Genomic DNA, 17566 nt, shown 5'->3' with positions numbered 1-17566 from the left:
TTGCAGTTCTTTAGTAATGGTAATATCAACCTATAAGTTGTTTGACTTTTCAAAAAAAGGAGCTGTTACTCGATGAGATTTTTCCATTCATTACGGTTTAAATTAAGTTTAATCATGATTGTTTTACTGCTGGTTCCTTTAACGATCATTGGAGTGATTTCTTATAAACAAACGGAACTATTTGAGTATGCGGTTATTCAAAAAAGTGATATGGAAAAAATCAGTCCAAAATATAAAGAGCTTTTTTACGAATACGAAAGTTTTTTGGATAAACTAGTAGCTTTGGATGAGATGCAGTTTCGAACGTTCACTTTCCCTAATGAAAAATCAAATGAATTTTCCAATATGCCATTAAGTAATGATCCAATTAAGACTGCATTTTATCAGGAATATTTGTTAGAACATGCTCGTGAAAAGGAGTATACTTTAAATTTATATTTTGCAACAGAGGATAAAGGAGAATTCTATCTATCAAATATTCCGCCAAAAGAAGTGAATCTGAATGAATTTGATCCTAGGCAACGTGAATGGTATACCTCCGCAAAGGAAGCGAAGGGGGAGATAGTATGGGCTGCACCATACATAGATACAGGTACAGGGAAGTCAACCATTACACTTTCAAAAGCCTTTACTGATAAAAACGGCAATTTTATTGGTGTTATAGGTTTAGATTTTGATATGTATGAGCTCTCCTTATTACTTCGTAAGAGCATTTTGAATACAATACTCATAGTAGCCGGACTTTCTATAATAATCGGATTCGTTATTGTCTACATTTTTATGAAGAGATTTAATAGAAGTATTTTTACTATTCAACGTGGTTTATTAAAGGCATCAGAAGGAGATATAACCATCGAAAATATTTCAGTAAAAAGTAAAGATGAAATTAGCCAGCTGGCTGATAGTTTTAACACGATGATAGGAAATTTCAAAGCATTAATTTCTAAAGTTATTGAATCATCACAGCTAGTAGCTGCCTCTACAGAACAGTTACATGCAAATGCAGATGAGACATCGAAAGCAACGGAGCTGATATCAAGTTCAATGGAGGAAGTCTCCGTCGGAACTAAGGATCAAGTCGTAATGGTCACTCAATCAAAAGAATATGTATCTCAGATCTCTAAAGATATCGAGGAAATATCTATAAGGGCAGAAGGTGTATCTGATTCTTCTAGGAAAACATCTAAACAGGCGGAAGATGGACTAGCCATTGTAAAAAAGGCTGTTGAACAAATGGAAAGGATCAATCAAAATACGGATGAAATTGCTGCCATCATCCATGAGCTTAATGGGAAATCTGAACAAATTGAAAATATCCTTACAATAATTAGTGGAATTGCAGACCAAACAAATTTATTGGCACTGAATGCTGCTATAGAGGCAGCAAGAGCAGGTGAACATGGAAAGGGATTTGCTGTTGTAGCAGATGAAGTACGGAAATTGGCTGAACAATCAAGTAATTCTGCGAAGCAAATTTCAATTTTGATTCATGATATTCAAGAAAGCACAAGGTTTGCTGTTGAATCAATCAATAAAGGGGAGTTAGCTGTAAAGGATGGAACAAACTATGTAAATGAAGGAGGCCATTCATTTAATGAAATTTCAGAGTCGGTCATCGGAACAACTAAAAAAATGGAAGAGGTTTTATTTTCAATTAACAAAATAAAGAAAAGCGCATTCCATTTAATCTCCTCGATGGATCGTGTGAATGACTCTACAAAACAGGCATCTGCTTACTCACAAGAAGTTCAAAGTGCAACAGAGGAACAAAGTGCATCTATTAAAGAGGTTTCCAATGCTACAAAGGTATTAGCGGAAATGGCACAAGCATTACTAGAATCAGCCAGTAAATTTAAAATATAAAAAAACAGGAAAGGGGCTAGAGCTCCTTTTCTGTTTTTTTTGTGGGATCGTTCATTATTTTTCAATACTTTTTAAAAATTTTACACAGACAGGTTCAGGAACAGAAATATCTGACTGCAGCAATGTGAGTTTTCCAGTTATTTGATCACGTGAAAACAAAGCAAGATTATTGGAATTTTGATTAGAGGCAACTATAAATTTTTCAGTTGGGTCCAATGCGAAATCTCTTGGCCAATTCCCTTCAGTTGAAGTATGCTCAACGAACTTCAGCTCACCTGAATCCGGCACTACTCCAAATACAGCAATGCTATTATGCCCACGATTTCCAGCATAAACATATCGCCCATCCGATGAGATATGAATAGCGCTGCCTTGATTATTTTCGTGAAAATCGTTCGGGATGGTAGAGATAGTTTGTAATGGCGTTAGGTTCGCTGCTTTAGAATCATACCTAAATGTGATTACTTCTGAGCTAAATTCAGTCATAACGTAGATGTAATTTCCGTTCGGATGGAATACTAGATGTCTTGGACCACTGCCAGATTTAACAGAAAAACGATTTTTCTCCTTTAATAATCCTTCGTTTATATCATAAATCATCATTTGATCTAGTCCGAGGTCAACAGCGATAATATATTTCCCATCTGGCGTAGGGGCAGCATAATGCGTATGAGGAATTTTATCTGCCTCTGAACTTTGGTGTTTGATAACTGAGCTGGCAGGACTTATTGATCGATCTTTTCTGTCAATTAAAAAGGATTCAACTGTGCCTTTATGGTAGTTTGCACTATAGATGGTAGATATTTTAGGGTCCAAGCTTACATGACAAGGGGGTGCCCCTATGGAAACTCGTTTATTAATACCCTCTAGATGATCTTCAAGGATTTTAAATGATGCGACGCCACCAGCTTCTCCTTCTTTTATAACAGAATACAAATGTTGATTATCGCTGCTAATAGCTAAATAAGTTGGATTGTCTATTTTAGCAGCAAGTTTAATATCCGTAATTTTTCCTGTTTCCGTATTCAATGAAAATGCATAAATGCCCTCACTTTCGCTCTTTGTGTACGTACCGATATACCCTATCTGCTTTTTGCTTTCCATCACATACTCTCCTTAAAAAATGTCGATTCTTTCTTTAATGTATCATAGATAGACATGTTAATAAAAAAATTGCACGTAATAAAAAGGATATTTCACTTTATGGAGAGAAAGTACCAACATAGATTTTGGGGAGGATGAAGAGATGCAAGCACCGATGGAAATTTTAACGACGTGGCGGAAATTTAGTGAGTTTCCAATGGAGACATTAACGAAAGCATGGTTTTATCAAAAATCAAGCAAGAGAAAACAACGATCTGTTTCTTTGATGAAAGAACATAGAGAACAATATGGAATTTCGGGTAATTGCTTTGATCTTGCTATTTGGCTCCTTGAGGAGTTTAATAAGGATGGAATTGTAGCCTATCCAATCGGCAGCCATCTACATACAGAAAAAGCTCATACTGCTGTAATTGCATTAGATGAACGGGGAAGGAGGTATTTATGTGATCTAGGGGATCAATGGCTAGAGCCAATTTTAATCGATCTAGCTGACGATGCCTTTTCCGCAGAAAAAATGAATGGTTTTTTTCCTGCAGCACAAATACAAATTAAGGATGCAGCGGGTGGAATAGAGGTTATTTATCATCATCCAAATGGAAAAATATCTCGCCAATTCTATCCTACTGGTCCACTAGATATGAATTTATTTATGGACGCAGCTGAATATTCCCAAAACCAGATTCGTCCGAAGCCGCTACTAGAAGTAAGAACACTGTATAAAAGTGAAACAGCCCACTGGGAATTCTATAATTGGGAAAGTTTTTTAAGTACGAGTGAAGGATTATATAAAGAAGAGAGATTGTTTACATTAAAAGAATGGGTGGAAAAAATACATTTAAAAACAGGATATGAAAGAAAGTTCTTGGCTGAAGCTTTGGAACTCTATCAAATGAGCGATAGGAAAGGGAGATACATCTAGGGTAACTGTGTTTTAAGACAGCTAATGTATGAAATCAAGAAGAAGCACGTTTTTGCGGGAACTAAGGACCGTTGATACTTGAAATCGAGGAAAAACGTGTGTCCTGGTAACCAAATGGGTTAGATGATCTTTTATTTCCAAATTCCTTACTAGTAAAGGATGATTAGTAAATAGCATAGTTTCTCCTTTCAGCTAATTAATAAATAGTTTGGTTATTATATTCGCTAGCTTCGTATGCAACTCCTTTTAGGAGAATATCGGAGGGGTTTAATGAAATTATTAGAGGGGTTTCAAAAAAGGATTCCATTCCTTCAAACATCAACAATGATGGAACAAATCAATAAAGGTTTCTCGAATGATAATAAATATGTAGTTAAAATGGCAGATGGTAAAAAGTACTTGCTTCGGACAGCAGCAATTAACGAGTATGACAGGAAAAAGTCAGAGTTTGATCTACTAGCGGATTTGCAAAATTATTGTATCCGGTCACCGGATCCGATTGAAGTAGGAAGAATAGAAGAATTAGGTCTTTCCTATTACCTGCTCACGTATATTGAGGGGGAAGATGCCCGTGATGTACTGCCATTGTTTAGCACACAGGAACAATATGAAATTGGCCTAGCCGCTGGAAAGGACCTGGCAAAAATACATACTGTTCGAGCTCCAGCTTCGATTGAACCTTGGCACAGCAGAATAATCAAAAAACATCAGAAGTATGTAGAAGCCTATCAGACATGCGGAGTGAAAATTCAAGGTGATGATAAAGTGGTCCAATTTATCGATAAAAATGAACAATCCTTAACAAAACGTCCCAATCGGTTTCAGCATGACGATTTCCATGTAGGCAATATTATTGTGGAAAACAGGAATTATGCTGGAATCATCGACTTCAACCGTTATGATTGGGGAGACCCGTACCATGATTTTCAGAAAGTTGGCTTGTTCAGTAGGGAAGTTAGTATTCCTTTTTCAATTGGACAGATAAATGGCTATTTCAATGAAGAAATCCCCGAAAATTTTTGGACACTTTATTCCATTTACCTAGGCATGAGTATCTTTTCCGCTATTGTTTGGACAATAAAGGTTTCCCCTGAGACTTTAAATGAAATGATAGAGCGGTGTTATCAAATTTTAGAAGATCATAAAAACTTTGAAATAATAAAGCCGATATGGTTTAAGTAAAAGCATCACAGGTTCCCGCTGCTTAATTTAGCAGCGGGAACCTCCCACATTCCTGCTGATTTTCCTCATCTATTTTGTAGCCCTTTACTAAATTAAATATTTCTCCATATTTATGGAACCTTTTCTCATTAAAAAAAGTCTAATGCGCACAGGGAGGGGAGTAGTGATGCTTCATGAGAATGATGTGTTTTTGGCCCAAAGTGGAGATCAAGAAGCTTTTATCAGATTAATCAATAGTTGTGAATCTTCCCTTTATCGAGTGGCAAAGGGATTTTTAAAGAAAGATTCCGATTGTGCAGATGCGATTCAAGAGACAATTTTGAAAAGCTATAAATCAATAAGCAGGCTGAAAAATCCAGCTTATTTTAAAAGTTGGCTAATCCGGATCCTTATCAATGAATGCAATGATTTGCTGCGGGCTAATCAGAAAAGCTTTCCATTAGAAACGATTGAAAATATAGCTGATTCATCCGTGAATAATTTTGAGGAGTTGAGGGATGCACTAATCCAGCTTAACGAAAAATACCGAACTGTTGTGGGGCTATTTTACTTCGAAGGCTGCTCAATTAAAGAAATTGCTGAGATTTTAACTATTCGAGAGGGGACTGTTAAGTCAAGATTGAATCGTGCGCGTTCGATGCTCGCTTCTTTTATAAATCAAATGAAAGAGGAAAGGGGCTCTCAACATGGATAAAGAGATTAAGAAGATTATTCAAAATGAGGAATTAGTTGTTCCAGATATAGTCAAACAAAGAATGAATCAAACACTTTATAATCTCCCTAATAAGAAAAAGAGTAACCTTCTCTCTTTCCCATTTAAGTATTTAATTAGTGGAGCAGCCTGCATATTTATAACCATTGGAGCTATTTTCTACATGTTGACGAATGGAGGCGTTACCCCTTCTAATCAGCCAGAAGAAAACAAGGATAAAATCATTCATGATTATTTGTATTCAGGAGAAAGTGACCATTGGGAAGCATCGCTAGAGTTTTTTGGTAGAGGTGCTTTTTTCAAAGGAGAAAATGGGCGTACTGGCTATGAAAGTGAAACCGAAGAGTTTTTTCGATTGGAATATAAAGGGGATTTTAAAGAAATAGAAGGCAAACCGATTTCATACGAATATAAAACATCAGCAGGAGGTGGGGGAGGAACTTTAGCTGAAATGTACGACAAAACAGTTACAAACCGTTCAGGAGCAGGCAATGGGGCAATGATGAGAGAGGATGAAATAGTTGAAGTGACTGTAGAGTGGGCAGGAAGAACAGAAAGTTTTTCTTTGCAATCAAATAGCAGCAAGGATACAAACTGGGAGGTCACACCGACATTTCCAACTCCCGAAATACAGACAATGAGTGGAAAGCGTTCCTATCTGCTCAGAGGAGTTAAAGGAAAAGCAGTTTACGTAGATACAGGTGACATTAAAGCAGGAGAGCCTTATAAAACAAGATGGCTTTTTTATGGGGAAGAATTAGAGGGAAATACCGACCAAATGATTAAGCTGGTAGCAGTTCAAAAGGATACAGGTCAAAAGGAAATTCTTCATCATTCTGTTAACGGGGAGATTGGGGATCAGCGGTCGATAGATATTATGGATGCAATCCATGCACAAACCTCATTGCATGTAGTGATGAATATCCCTGCCCCAGGTATGTGGAGAATTGATGCCTATATTGAAAATAAATATATAACGAGTATTGTTGTTGAGGTTAAAAAGTAATTATTAACAAAACTGCCCCTAGGATGAACAGTGTCATCAAAAGGGCAGTTTTTAACCTTATTAGATGGTGCTTGCCAGAAGTCATAAACAAACAAATTATGCTGAGCCCCTCAGTAATTTTGGGTGCCGGTACATGGCTGCTAAAAGAATCACACCGCTTAGAATAAGGAGTAAGCTTGTCGAAATGAACACAGCTGTATAGCCGAAGTACCCAGATAGGAGTCCCCCCATTACCGGTCCAATAATATTACCTAAGAAACGTAAGCTTGTATTGTAGCCTAGCACCTCTCCTTGCATAGCAATTGGCGCCTCTTGTCGAATATAGGCGATACGAACTGGAATAATTCCGCCAATCGTTACACCAAGAGCAAATCGGACAAATACGAGCTGCCATAAGTTTGTTACAAATCCACCTGGGAAATAGAAGATACCGGCCATGAATAATAAAATGATGAGGATTTTTACATAACCGTACCGGTCTGCAATTTTCCCCCATTGTCTTGCCATCATTAAATTTCCAAGTCCCGCAGCAGAAAAAGCAATTCCTGCGAAAAAAGCAAGATTTTCAGGTCCATGCAATTCACTAACGTATAATGATAAAATCGGCTGAATGCTAAAATGGGCCATCTGGATAAGTGATGAAATAAGCAAGACAGTTAGGAGAACAGGGTGACGGATAATATGAAGGATGACTTCTTTACTTGTGTAATTAGTTTTCGATCCTTCCTTATATGCTAATTTTTTTTCAATTGTGAAAAAGACAAGAATTGCAGAGATAAATATGGAAATGGAAGTCCATTTAAAAGTGTCTGCATAGCCAAATGTATCGGCAAGAATTCCGCCAAGTAATGGCCCCATCAAAGAGCCGGTTATACTCCCGGTTTGAAGGGTACCCATGACTCTTCCGGCAATCTCCTTTGGAGTTTGCGTAGAGATAAAGGCTTGGGACATACCAACAAAGCCAGTAAATATCCCCATAACCAGCCTGAGCATAAATAGCTGCCAGACTGAAGTAACATATCCCATAAAAAAAATAGACATTCCCATACCTATTCCAGAAATAATAAGAATCTTCTTTCGACCGAATAAATCGCCGATTCTCCCCCATATCGGTGAAAAGATAAATGCGGTTACGAATGTAATCGCAAAGGTCCAGCCTGACCAATGCTGGACATACCCTGATGAAAAATTTCCGAACGTCTCGATATAGAGTGAGATAAATGGCAATACCATCGTCATGCTGCCGGCAATAAAGAAATTGGCGAACCACATGATGACTAAGTTACGACTTGAGTTATGTTTCATCAGTATTTCACACTTCTTTCCTGTCGACTATTTCGTTTCTCTAAATAGTATAACGGAAAATCAGTGAAAATTGAAGGCATTAGAAACAAATGGTTTGAAAATGGACAATCAATATAATTTTCAAAAAAGTAATATTGTATTAATACAGATGTTAAATTATAATTTTATGATATAACAATGATTTAATGAAAGCGGTTTAAAAATAAAGATTGTTTTCTTTAAATGCTTGTTTTATAATTCTTAATAGGTAAAAGATTCAGAATATATAAAAAGAGGGGGATTTTTTTTGGAGGACTTTGTAAATGGTTTAAATAGTATTCTATGGAGTACACCAGTTATTTACATCTGTCTTGCAGTTGGATTATTATTTTCCATTTTAACTCGTTTCCTGCAGGTAAGACATATTAAAGACATGTTCAAGCTAATGTTTAAAGGCAAAAGTTCCGAAGCGGGTGTTTCATCTTTTCAGGCATTATCTATTTCTCTTTCTGGCCGTGTAGGAACAGGGAACATTGCTGGTACAGCAACAGCAATCGCAATGGGTGGACCAGGAGCAGTATTCTGGATGTGGGCGATTGCATTTATTGGAGCAGGTACATCATTTGTTGAGTCCACGCTAGCACAAATCTATAAAGTGAAAAAAGAAGGTATATACCGTGGAGGACCTGCATTCTACATAGAAAAAGGTATAGGCATTAAATGGTTTGCTATCCTTTTTGCTATTTCTGCGTTATTGGCAATGGCGTTGCTTATGCCAGGAATTCAATCAAACTCTATTGCACTTGCTATGGATAATGCATTCGGAATAGATACAAGAATAACAGGATTTGTGGTTATCTTCTTATTAGCATTAATCATTTTTGGTGGAGTAAAAAGAATTGCTACAGTTGCTCAGTACGCAGTACCTTTTATGGCAGTTGGATATATGTTAGTTGCGCTTATTATTATTGGATTTAATATTGCAGAATTACCAAGTGTAATTGGATTAATCGTTAGTAGTGCTTTCGGTGCGGATGCCGCGTTTGGAGGAATCATTGGTAGTGCTATTGCTTGGGGAGTTAAACGTGGAATCTACTCTAATGAAGCAGGTCAAGGAACAGGTCCACATGCTGCAGCAGCTGCGGAAGTATCCCACCCGGCAAAACAAGGGTTAGTTCAAGCGGCAGCAGTCTATATTGATACACTATTAGTATGTTCTGCTACTGCCTTTATGATTTTATTTACAGGTATGTTTAATACGGTTGGTGCTGATGGAAAAACGATGATTAAAGAAGGATTGCCTGGAGTTGAAGCAGGACCTGGATTTACACAGGCAGCAGTAGAAACTGTGTTGCCAGGATTTGGAGCTGGATTTGTTGCAATTTCATTATTCTTCTTTGCATTCACAACGATCATGGCCTACTATTATATGGCTGAAACGAATGTTGCTTACTTATTTAAAAATGCTAAATGGCCGACATTTATTTTGAAGTTTGTCTTGCTTGGTTCAACGTTCTACGGCGCAGTTAAAACGGCGACTCTTGCATGGGCACTAGGAGACGTTGGATTAGGGCTAATGGTTTGGCTGAATATTATAGCGATCTTAATTCTTGCCAAACCTGCATTAATTGCATTAAAGGATTATGAGGCTCAAAAGAAGCAAGGACTTGATCCTGTATTTAATTCAACAAAGCTTGGTATTAAGAATGCAGATTATTGGGCAGACGGATACCAAGAGGAAAAAGAAAAAGTTTCCTAAAAGGGAAAAGGTACTCGGCTTGGCTGAGTACCTTTTTTTAATGAGAAAATAATAATACGAATAAATGTTCCGCAATAACTTTACTATCAACTGAAAAAAAATATGTGTTATTTTCATCATCATACACTAAGATGAAGGGCTCTTCCTCCTCAGGGTAAAAAATAATCAATTCATCCACTAATGCATTCATCCATTGATTTTTCACTTGAATAGCTGGATCCAATGGAATTTTCACTAGTAGGCCCTTATCTGGAAGAGGGTTAAATTTCTTATATATATCATTAACTCCTTGAAGTATTATTTCTGAATCTTTTCGGATCATGGCGTTCATCGTAATGGTTTTTATCACTTTTTCCTGATCGATATCATAAAGCTGAATGGCTTCATTCATTTGAGCAGGAGTGTGTGAAGTGTAAATAAAAAAAGCGATTAAAACAGCAAAAGCAATCTTTTTTATCAAAACACCACCTCATCCATAATATGACCAAAATGAATCTTATTATGAAATGGAATTGAAGGAATAAGCTACTAGACATCTATTCATTCATAAGATAGTATCAATAACGAAACTCGTTTTTGAGGATACTAGTAACTAATACATAGATGCATGATTCAATCATTTAGATGAAATAAAGGAGATACTTATGACACATTCATTAATTAGCGAACTGCAGCCATTTATTCAAGCGGTTTGGGAAAAGTCAGAGTTTACACAGCCAACAACTATACAGACAAAGGCCATTCCTGCCGCAATAGAAGGCAATGACCTGATTGCAGAATCACCAACTGGTACAGGAAAGACACTTGCTTATCTGCTTCCTTTACTAGAAAAGCTTGAGGTGGAAAAAAGGGCCGTTCAGGCTGTTATTATTGCGCCTTCACAAGAGCTTGTGATGCAAATTTTGCAGGAAATTCAGAAATGGGGGGAGGGCAGTGGGATCAGAGCTGCTTCTTTTATTGGCGGAGCAAACGTAAAAAGACAGCTAGAGAAATTAAAAAAACATCCGCATATTGCATTAGGTACCCCAGGCCGAATGCTTGAACTAATCAAACAAAAGAAGCTTAAAATGCATGAGGTAAGAACGGTTATCCTTGATGAAGGGGATCAGCTGCTAGTACCAGAGCATGTAGATACAATTAGAAGCATTATTAAATCTACATTAAGTGAGCGTCAAGTTGTTCTTTTCTCAGCCACACTTCCAAAGGAAACAGAAAAGCTGGCTAAGGGATTAATGAGCGATCCAAAAGTGATTCGTGTTGAAAAGGATGAGACAATTGATGCCGCTGCAGTTGACCACATCTACTTTGTGGCAGAGCAGAGAGACAAAATTAAGATGCTTGAGAAGATTTCAAGACTTCCTGATTTAAAAGCGCTTGTTTTTGTTAAAGATATTGGAAATTTAACAGTCATGTCTGAAAAGCTTACTTTTAATAAAATTCCTTCTAGTTCTTTACACAGTGACTTAAATAAAATTGAACGCCAACATTCTTTAAAGGACTTTCGATCGGGAAAAACGAATATGCTGCTTGCAACGGATGTTGCTGCTCGAGGGTTAGATATCCAAGGGGTGACACATGTTGTCCATATGGATTTCCCAAGAGATCTAAAGCAATATGTTCACCGTTCTGGAAGAACTGGCAGATTTGGGGCAAAAGGGACGGTCATTTCTCTTGTTACTGAAAGGGAAGAAAGAGACTTGAAGAAATTTACGAATGAGATCGGCATTCAAGCAGCAAAAAAGGTTATGCGGGGCGGAAAGATTGTTGATCCAGGTCAAAAATAATTTCTAATGAATAAGGAGCCATTTAGCCGCTCATACTACCTTTGATCATGTGAAAAAGGAGAGGTACAATGGGCAGACAAAAACAAGGCAATGCCAATGCTGAACGCAATAAAAATGTGAAAAAAGGCAATCGAACAAGCGCTGAATTAGTGGAGTTTACAACCGGCAGCGATGATAAACAAAAAAATCGACGACAAGAATAGTATTATGAAATAAGAAAAATCCTCTGTTATACAAAAGAGGATTTTTCTATTTATTTTTCCGTATCAGAAGTTTATAACTTTTGAATAAGAGAATAGACTTCCAGTTTGTACGGCGATGACCAAGGCGCATCCGCTTTTCCTATTCTAAATCAATCTTTTTTAATGGTTTTTTTGCAGGGCCATTAAATACTTTGCCGTCATATGAAAAACGTGATCCGTGGCAAGGACAGTCCCATGTTCTCTCGCCAGCATTCCATTCGGTTTCACAGCCCATATGGGTGCATGTTGTATCAATCAAATAAAGCTTGCCTTCTTTATCCTTATATGCACCGGCCCGTTTTCCATTTATCATGACAACCGAGCCTTCATCGTTTTTCAAGTCGCTAGGTTCTTTAGATACTGTTTCAAGTTTGCCTTTTATTAAATGCTTGGCAACATCGGTATTTATAGAAATAACTTTCTTTAAACTAGGGTCTGTTTGAAATCTCGCTGGGTCAAATAACTCCGTATACGGGTTGTCAGCCCCGATAATCAGATCTCTTAATAGCAAAGCAGCTGTAGTTCCATTCGTCATTCCCCATTTTCTATAGCCAGTAGCGACATAGATGCCAGACTTTTGTTTTGTGATTTGACCAATATATGGAAGCTTATCAAGGGTGATTAAATCCTGTGTTGACCAACGGTATGGAAAATCAGTAATACCAAGCGTTTCTTTGGCAAAGGTCTCTAGTGTTTCGTAGTGTTTCATCATGTCGATTCCTTGCCCTGTTTTATGGCTTTCCCCGCCGACAAGAATTAACTTACCATCTTTGTATGGTGTATATCTTAAGGAGCGGGTTGGGTTATCTGCACTAATATACATGCCGCCGGGAAATTCCTCTTGGACCTTAACACCAAGAACATACGAACGTTCTTGATACATACGAGCAAAATAAAACCCCATCATATCAACAAAAGGAAAATGAGAAGCAGCAATAATGTTCTTACATTTTATTCGGTGTCCATCTCGAGTAATGACTACAGGTTGGTCGCCTTCCCCAATATCTGTTGCTGTTGTGCCCTCGTAAATAATCCCTCCTGCTTTTACGAAATCCTGTACTAAACGCTCTAAATATTTAAGCGGATGAAACTGGGCTTGATCCCTCATGCTTAATGTAGCTTTTGTTTTAATATTAAAAGGAATTCCGTCTACTAATGCTCCGTTAATGCCAATCGTTTCATATGCCTCTAATTCTGTTTCTATTTTTTGTACATACTCATCAGATGTAGCATATATAAAGGCATCCTCCTGGCTAAAATCACAATCAATTTCTTTTTCTTTCACCGTATTTCGAATAAATTCTAAAGATTCATTTGCAGAGTTATAGTATAAAGCTGCCTTTTCTAGCCCGAAATGCTTGATTAATTCATCATATATCAAGCCATGCTGTGCAGTAATTTTTGCTGTTGTATGACCTGTTGTTCCGCTAAGAATACTTCCAGCTTCTAAAATAGCAACCTTGAATCCCTCATTAATTAGTAAATATCCGGCAGTGATTCCTGTAATCCCCCCACCAACAATGACAATATCAACAGATGTGTGTTCGGTTAGTTTTTCAAATGATGGCAGGTTTATTTCTCTCCAGTAAGACTCTGGATATTGAGGCATTTCGTGAGTAGATGTCATTTTTTTCCTCCTTTAATAAAAGCATTTTATCCTTAATTTTCCCTATCCAAAACGTTTGTATACAAATACAAAGGAAAGGAGGAAATCTTGTTGAACGTTTCCTTATCACTTTGTATTTCTTGATGAGGAGCTTTTTTGGTACTTGGTACTAGACGTGGTTCGTAATCAATCTCGTCTGAGGAATAAATTTGTATAATCATTTGTCCACCTAAGACTTTTGAGCGGATGAGTATAGGTAAACTATATTCATTAACAAAACTAAAGTCAGGACCGTACCAGCTGACAGTTGCATCTCTTCCTGGCGGTACGTAAGGGACCTTTTTTGAATGTGAGTAACGTTCTACCATTTTCAATCCCGCTCGATCAGCGGCATTGAAAAGAGTAGAGGATACTTGGCATATCCCTCCCCCAATGTCTTCTGATAATTCCCCTCTTACAATTACGGGTGCACGCATATATCCTCGTTCCTTCGTTCTTTTTCCAACTACTTGATTGAAGGAAAACTTTTCACCTGGGAAGATTACATAATTATTAATGGCATCAGATGCAAGGATAATATTATGGCTGCGCGCTGTATTATTACGATTGAAATAAGTCACGTATTGGCCAATTTGCTTTACATTGATACGCAATAATAGGTCGCGGTCTATTTTCGGGTAAATGGGAAGCATGGGAACCTCAATTCTTAAAGCGTTTGTTTTATAAAAATAGGAATAGAACAAGTCATTAAATGCTTTACGATATAATTTTCTGCCCGGTTCTCCCTCAATTACTTTTCCAACATTATTTATATAAGCATTTTTGGGCGGTTTGTAGGTTTGTTCATCCAACTCCTCGATAAACGCATTGTATTTTTTAAGATCAATTAATGGGATACCTGGAAAAGACAAAGTGTAGTCACTCCGGTTTATGCTTGTAATCATTTCGCCTTGATTCTCAATCATTAAACGTTCAGGAGGATTGATAGGCTGAATCATTAGCAATAACCCAAAAAACCAAGCTGAATTCATCTGTTCTTACACCTCCAAAGTTAGTATGGATTGGGTCTGTTGTTTTCATGTGGTTGATTGGTATATTAATCAATTCCTTCTATAAAAAAGTTAGTCTTATATGTGATACGTCTCAGGTCCTAGATGAAAATAAAGCTCTGGCTCGTTATAAGGAGATAGGAATCAAGGTAAGATGAAATCAAGAAAGGAGGAATCGAAAATGAAAAAACTCGGATTACTAATTGCAGGAGGAATAGCAGCAATCGTGCTGTTGTCGAATCTAGGCCCAATGATTGGGCTAGCGATTAGCGTAGCAATCCTATACGTTGTGTTCAAACAGTTTATAAAAGAAAAGTCAACTTTAGGTAAGATTGGCTGGGGAATCATCGGATTTATTGCACTGATGGCTTCCGCTTCAAATATCCCAGCAATCTTAGGGATCGCAGCTGCATACGTACTTTACCTTGTATATAAAAAATGGAATACCTCTAAATCAGTCATAGTTGAAGAAAGGGATCCATTTGTCAACTTTGAAAAGCAATGGGCAGAAATGAACAAATACTAATATAATCAGTAAGGAGAGAAAAAGAATGGCAAACTTATTCACACGCATTAAAAATACGGTATTAGCAGATTTAAATGAAGTATTAGATCAAAAGGAGAAAAAGAATCCAATAGCGTTATTAAACCAATACTTACGTGAATGTGAAGCAGAGACTGAAAAGGTGAGAAAGCTGTTAGAGCGCCAATATCAGCTTAAAGAGGAATTTACTCGCGAATACAATCATGCACATGAGGTAGCAAGCAAACGCAAACGTCAAGCTGAAATTGCGACGAAGGCCGGAGAAACGGAACTTTATGTTTTTGCAGCCAATGAGCAAGCGCAATACGAGGAGCGAGCGTCTCGTTTAAAAGCGACTTTAGACCAAACGGTGCAGCAGCTTGCTGAGCTGGAAAGAAAATATGAAGAAATGAAACATAAATTGAAGGATATGCATATTCGCCGCATGGAATTAATGGGCAGAGAAAATGTAACCCGTGCGAACAATCGAATGAACAAGGTGCTTGATAATCATTCATATTCGAATGAATCGGTCTCCCGATTCCAGGAAATTGAGTCTTATCTTGACCGCCTTGAGCATCAAGTAAACAGTTCCTATTATCGAAATACAATTGATGCCCGAATCGCTCAATTAGAAAAAGAAATGAAAAAAGAAGAAACTCATTCTATTTCATAAGGAAAACATGTTATTCTAAAAAGGCGTAGGAAAGCTGCGCCTTTTTGGCATCAAGTAAGGTTTCGTAGAAGGGAGGAAGTCCGATGTTAAACAAAGTAAAAAGTGAGTATGTTAGTTGGATTGTTTTACTAGGGATTATCGTTCTACTTTTGGAATTTTTCTTTTTTAACCGGGGCTTGATTTTCTCCCTTCTCGTGTCGATCGGTATGATTTACGTCGGGAGAAAGAGGATGCCAAAAACATCTGGAAAGCTCCTGTTTTGGTTCGGACTTATCTTTTTAATTATTAATATTTTTAACATGATGACTTTAAAGTTTTTTCTGTTGGCGATTCTATTGCATTTCTTCATACAATTTGTGCAATCGAAACGGAATCCCGCCCATTTGAAACCTATAATCAAGGAGCCTAGTCCGTCAATTGAAAAAGAACCAGTGATTAAAAAGGAATCCCTATTCTCCAATCAATTATTTGGACAGCAAAAAACACCTGAACACGGATATGAGTGGAGCGATATAAATATTCAAGCTGGAATTGGAGATACGATCATCGACTTTAGCTATACGGTATTGCCAAAAGGTGAAACAGTCATTTTTATTCGGAACTTTGTTGGTAATATCCATGTTCTCGTTCCATATGATGTGGAAGTGAGTGTCAACCATTCTGTTATTGCAGGTGCAACAGAAATTTTTGATTTTCAAGAAACAAAAATATTTAATCAATCTGTTCATATTCAGACACCAGGATTTAATCAGGCTGAACAGCGAATCAAAATCTTTACCTCATTGCTTGTTGGTGATTTAGAGGTGAAGCGGGTATGAGTACAGTTCAGCGTCAAATGATTTGGGGAGCGGGACTTTCTATCTTGATTTGTGTGTCGTTCACCATCTTCTTTTTTATTCGATTTCCGCTCGCTGACTGGCGTTCATTATGGGAAACGGACGTCATGGATATTCCGTTTATCATATTTGTTCCAAGTTTAAGCATAGTCATTGGTATTCTCTTTGGATTAACATCAGGTATTCGCTGGAAAAAACAAATTCAATCTATCGACAGCTGGCTTCATCAGATTGAAGAAGGAAGGCAGCTTGAATTAGGTGAAATAAATACAGGTTCTGAAATTCAAACAATTGCAACAAGGGTAGAGAAAATTCATAAACAAATTGCTGAGCAGGCAAAGCTTTCGCAGAAGCTAGCAACGGAAAAGGCGGAGGACATCGAGAACCGAATGCAGGAGATCATTTCTCAGGAAAGAAACCGCTTAGCTCGAGAACTGCATGATTCCGTTAGCCAACAGCTCTTTGCCGCATCCATGATGATGTCCGCGATCAATGAAGCAAAGTCTAGGACAGACGACAGAGAAACAAAGCAGTTGAAAATGGTAGAGGAAATGATTCATCAATCCCAGCTGGAAATGCGAGCACTCTTACTTCATTTAAGACCAGTAGCATTAAAGGGAAAGACGATACAGGAAGGAATTGAAGAGTTATTAATTGAATTATCACAGAAAGTGACGATGGAGATAAAATGGAAGATAGAGGATTTCCCTTTAGATAAAGGGATTGAGGACCATCTCTTTCGAATTCTACAGGAATCAGTATCCAATACACTTCGACATGCTAAATCAACAACACTTGAGGTACTCCTCATTAAGAGAGACGAGTTTGTAATTTTGAGAGTGGTCGATGATGGCATTGGCTTTGATGTAGAGGAAGCAAAAGCAGGCTCATATGGAATGCAAAATATGTATGAGCGAGCTGTTGAGGTTGGCGGTACGCTGAAAATTATTAGTTTGAAAAATAATGGCACACGTCTTGAGGTAAAGGTGCCTATCATCTAGGAATGAATGTCTAAACACGA

The 17566-nt window shown here is 37.5% G+C and carries 17 protein-coding genes; 12 read left to right on the top strand and 5 right to left on the bottom strand.

The annotated features are described in order from the left end of the window. Nucleotides 1-72: 72 nt before the first annotated feature. Nucleotides 73-1863: a methyl-accepting chemotaxis protein gene (locus tag RUH74_RS08730; RefSeq protein ID WP_313799908.1), complete on the top strand. Its 1791-nt coding sequence runs from the start codon at nucleotides 73-75 to the stop codon at nucleotides 1861-1863. Nucleotides 1864-1917: 54 nt separating this feature from the next. Here RUH74_RS08730 and RUH74_RS08725 read toward each other — a convergent pair whose 3' ends face one another. Further along, entirely contained in the window at nucleotides 1918-2970 is a 1053-nt protein-coding gene (locus tag RUH74_RS08725) for a lactonase family protein (RefSeq protein WP_313799907.1), read from the bottom strand. A gap of 139 nt (nucleotides 2971-3109) precedes the next feature. Between RUH74_RS08725 and RUH74_RS08720 the strand changes: the two genes are divergently transcribed. From RUH74_RS08720 to RUH74_RS08705, 4 genes are all read left to right on the top strand, one after another. After that, the gene (locus tag RUH74_RS08720) at nucleotides 3110-3886 is read left to right on the top strand and encodes a hypothetical protein (protein ID WP_313799906.1); all 777 of its coding nucleotides are present in this window, start codon (nucleotides 3110-3112) and stop codon (nucleotides 3884-3886) included. A 270-nt stretch (nucleotides 3887-4156) separates the two neighbouring features. Then, nucleotides 4157-5068, top strand: coding sequence for an aminoglycoside phosphotransferase family protein (locus tag RUH74_RS08715; RefSeq protein ID WP_313799905.1), 912 nt, complete (start codon nucleotides 4157-4159; stop codon nucleotides 5066-5068). Nucleotides 5069-5234: 166 nt separating this feature from the next. Continuing rightward, nucleotides 5235-5762, top strand: a complete 528-nt coding sequence (locus tag RUH74_RS08710; protein WP_313799903.1) for an RNA polymerase sigma factor — start codon at nucleotides 5235-5237, stop codon at nucleotides 5760-5762. Continuing rightward, nucleotides 5755-6786 (top strand): hypothetical protein, encoded by a 1032-nt coding sequence (locus RUH74_RS08705; protein WP_313799902.1) that lies wholly within the window; start codon nucleotides 5755-5757, stop codon nucleotides 6784-6786. Before RUH74_RS08710 ends, RUH74_RS08705 begins: the two co-directional genes overlap by 8 nt. Nucleotides 6787-6882: 96 nt before the next feature. Here RUH74_RS08705 and RUH74_RS08700 read toward each other — a convergent pair whose 3' ends face one another. After that, on the bottom strand, nucleotides 6883-8091 hold the full coding sequence (locus RUH74_RS08700) for an MFS transporter (RefSeq protein ID WP_313799901.1): 1209 nt from the start codon (nucleotides 8089-8091) through the stop codon (nucleotides 6883-6885). A gap of 286 nt (nucleotides 8092-8377) precedes the next feature. Here RUH74_RS08700 and RUH74_RS08695 point away from each other — a divergent pair, with 286 nt between their 5' ends. Then, a complete protein-coding gene (locus tag RUH74_RS08695; RefSeq protein ID WP_313799900.1) occupies nucleotides 8378-9829 on the top strand; it encodes an alanine/glycine:cation symporter family protein in 1452 nt (483 codons plus the stop codon). A gap of 37 nt (nucleotides 9830-9866) precedes the next feature. Here the strand turns inward: RUH74_RS08695 and RUH74_RS08690 are convergent, their stop codons facing one another. Then, the gene (locus RUH74_RS08690) at nucleotides 9867-10289 is read right to left on the bottom strand and encodes a hypothetical protein (RefSeq protein WP_313799899.1); all 423 of its coding nucleotides are present in this window, start codon (nucleotides 10287-10289) and stop codon (nucleotides 9867-9869) included. Between the two features lie 184 nt (nucleotides 10290-10473). Here RUH74_RS08690 and RUH74_RS08685 point away from each other — a divergent pair, with 184 nt between their 5' ends. Together RUH74_RS08685 and RUH74_RS08680 are read left to right on the top strand one after the other, a co-directional pair. Beyond that, nucleotides 10474-11613: a DEAD/DEAH box helicase gene (locus tag RUH74_RS08685; protein WP_313799898.1), complete on the top strand. Its 1140-nt coding sequence runs from the start codon at nucleotides 10474-10476 to the stop codon at nucleotides 11611-11613. Nucleotides 11614-11681: 68 nt separating this feature from the next. After that, entirely contained in the window at nucleotides 11682-11816 is a 135-nt protein-coding gene (locus RUH74_RS08680) for a hypothetical protein (protein ID WP_313799897.1), read from the top strand. Nucleotides 11817-11955: 139 nt separating this feature from the next. Here the strand turns inward: RUH74_RS08680 and RUH74_RS08675 are convergent, their stop codons facing one another. Together RUH74_RS08675 and RUH74_RS08670 are read right to left on the bottom strand one after the other, a co-directional pair. Then, nucleotides 11956-13482 carry an FAD-dependent oxidoreductase gene (locus tag RUH74_RS08675; RefSeq protein ID WP_313799896.1) on the bottom strand — a complete coding sequence of 509 codons (1527 nt, stop codon included), beginning with the start codon at nucleotides 13480-13482 and terminating at the stop codon, nucleotides 11956-11958. Between the two features lie 32 nt (nucleotides 13483-13514). After that, nucleotides 13515-14492, bottom strand: coding sequence for a VanW family protein (locus RUH74_RS08670; protein WP_313799895.1), 978 nt, complete (start codon nucleotides 14490-14492; stop codon nucleotides 13515-13517). A gap of 199 nt (nucleotides 14493-14691) precedes the next feature. Between RUH74_RS08670 and RUH74_RS08665 the strand changes: the two genes are divergently transcribed. The 4 genes from RUH74_RS08665 (at nucleotide 14692) to RUH74_RS08650 (ending at nucleotide 17546) form a co-directional block, all read left to right on the top strand. Further along, the gene (locus RUH74_RS08665; RefSeq protein ID WP_313799894.1) at nucleotides 14692-15036 is read left to right on the top strand and encodes a lmo0954 family membrane protein; all 345 of its coding nucleotides are present in this window, start codon (nucleotides 14692-14694) and stop codon (nucleotides 15034-15036) included. Between the two features lie 25 nt (nucleotides 15037-15061). Next, nucleotides 15062-15709, top strand: a complete 648-nt coding sequence (locus tag RUH74_RS08660) for a PspA/IM30 family protein (RefSeq protein ID WP_313799893.1) — start codon at nucleotides 15062-15064, stop codon at nucleotides 15707-15709. Nucleotides 15710-15792: 83 nt separating this feature from the next. Next, on the top strand, nucleotides 15793-16527 hold the full coding sequence (gene liaF / locus RUH74_RS08655) for a cell wall-active antibiotics response protein LiaF (RefSeq protein ID WP_313799892.1): 735 nt from the start codon (nucleotides 15793-15795) through the stop codon (nucleotides 16525-16527). Then, on the top strand, nucleotides 16524-17546 hold the full coding sequence (locus tag RUH74_RS08650; protein ID WP_313799891.1) for a sensor histidine kinase: 1023 nt from the start codon (nucleotides 16524-16526) through the stop codon (nucleotides 17544-17546). Before liaF ends, RUH74_RS08650 begins: the two co-directional genes overlap by 4 nt. Nucleotides 17547-17566 lie beyond the last annotated feature (20 nt).

Origin of the sequence: Cytobacillus sp. (assembly GCF_032154635.1) — a bacterium.
Classification (GTDB): Bacteria; Bacillota; Bacilli; order Bacillales; family Cytobacillaceae; genus Cytobacillus.
This window is presented reverse-complemented; position numbering and strand designations above follow the sequence as displayed.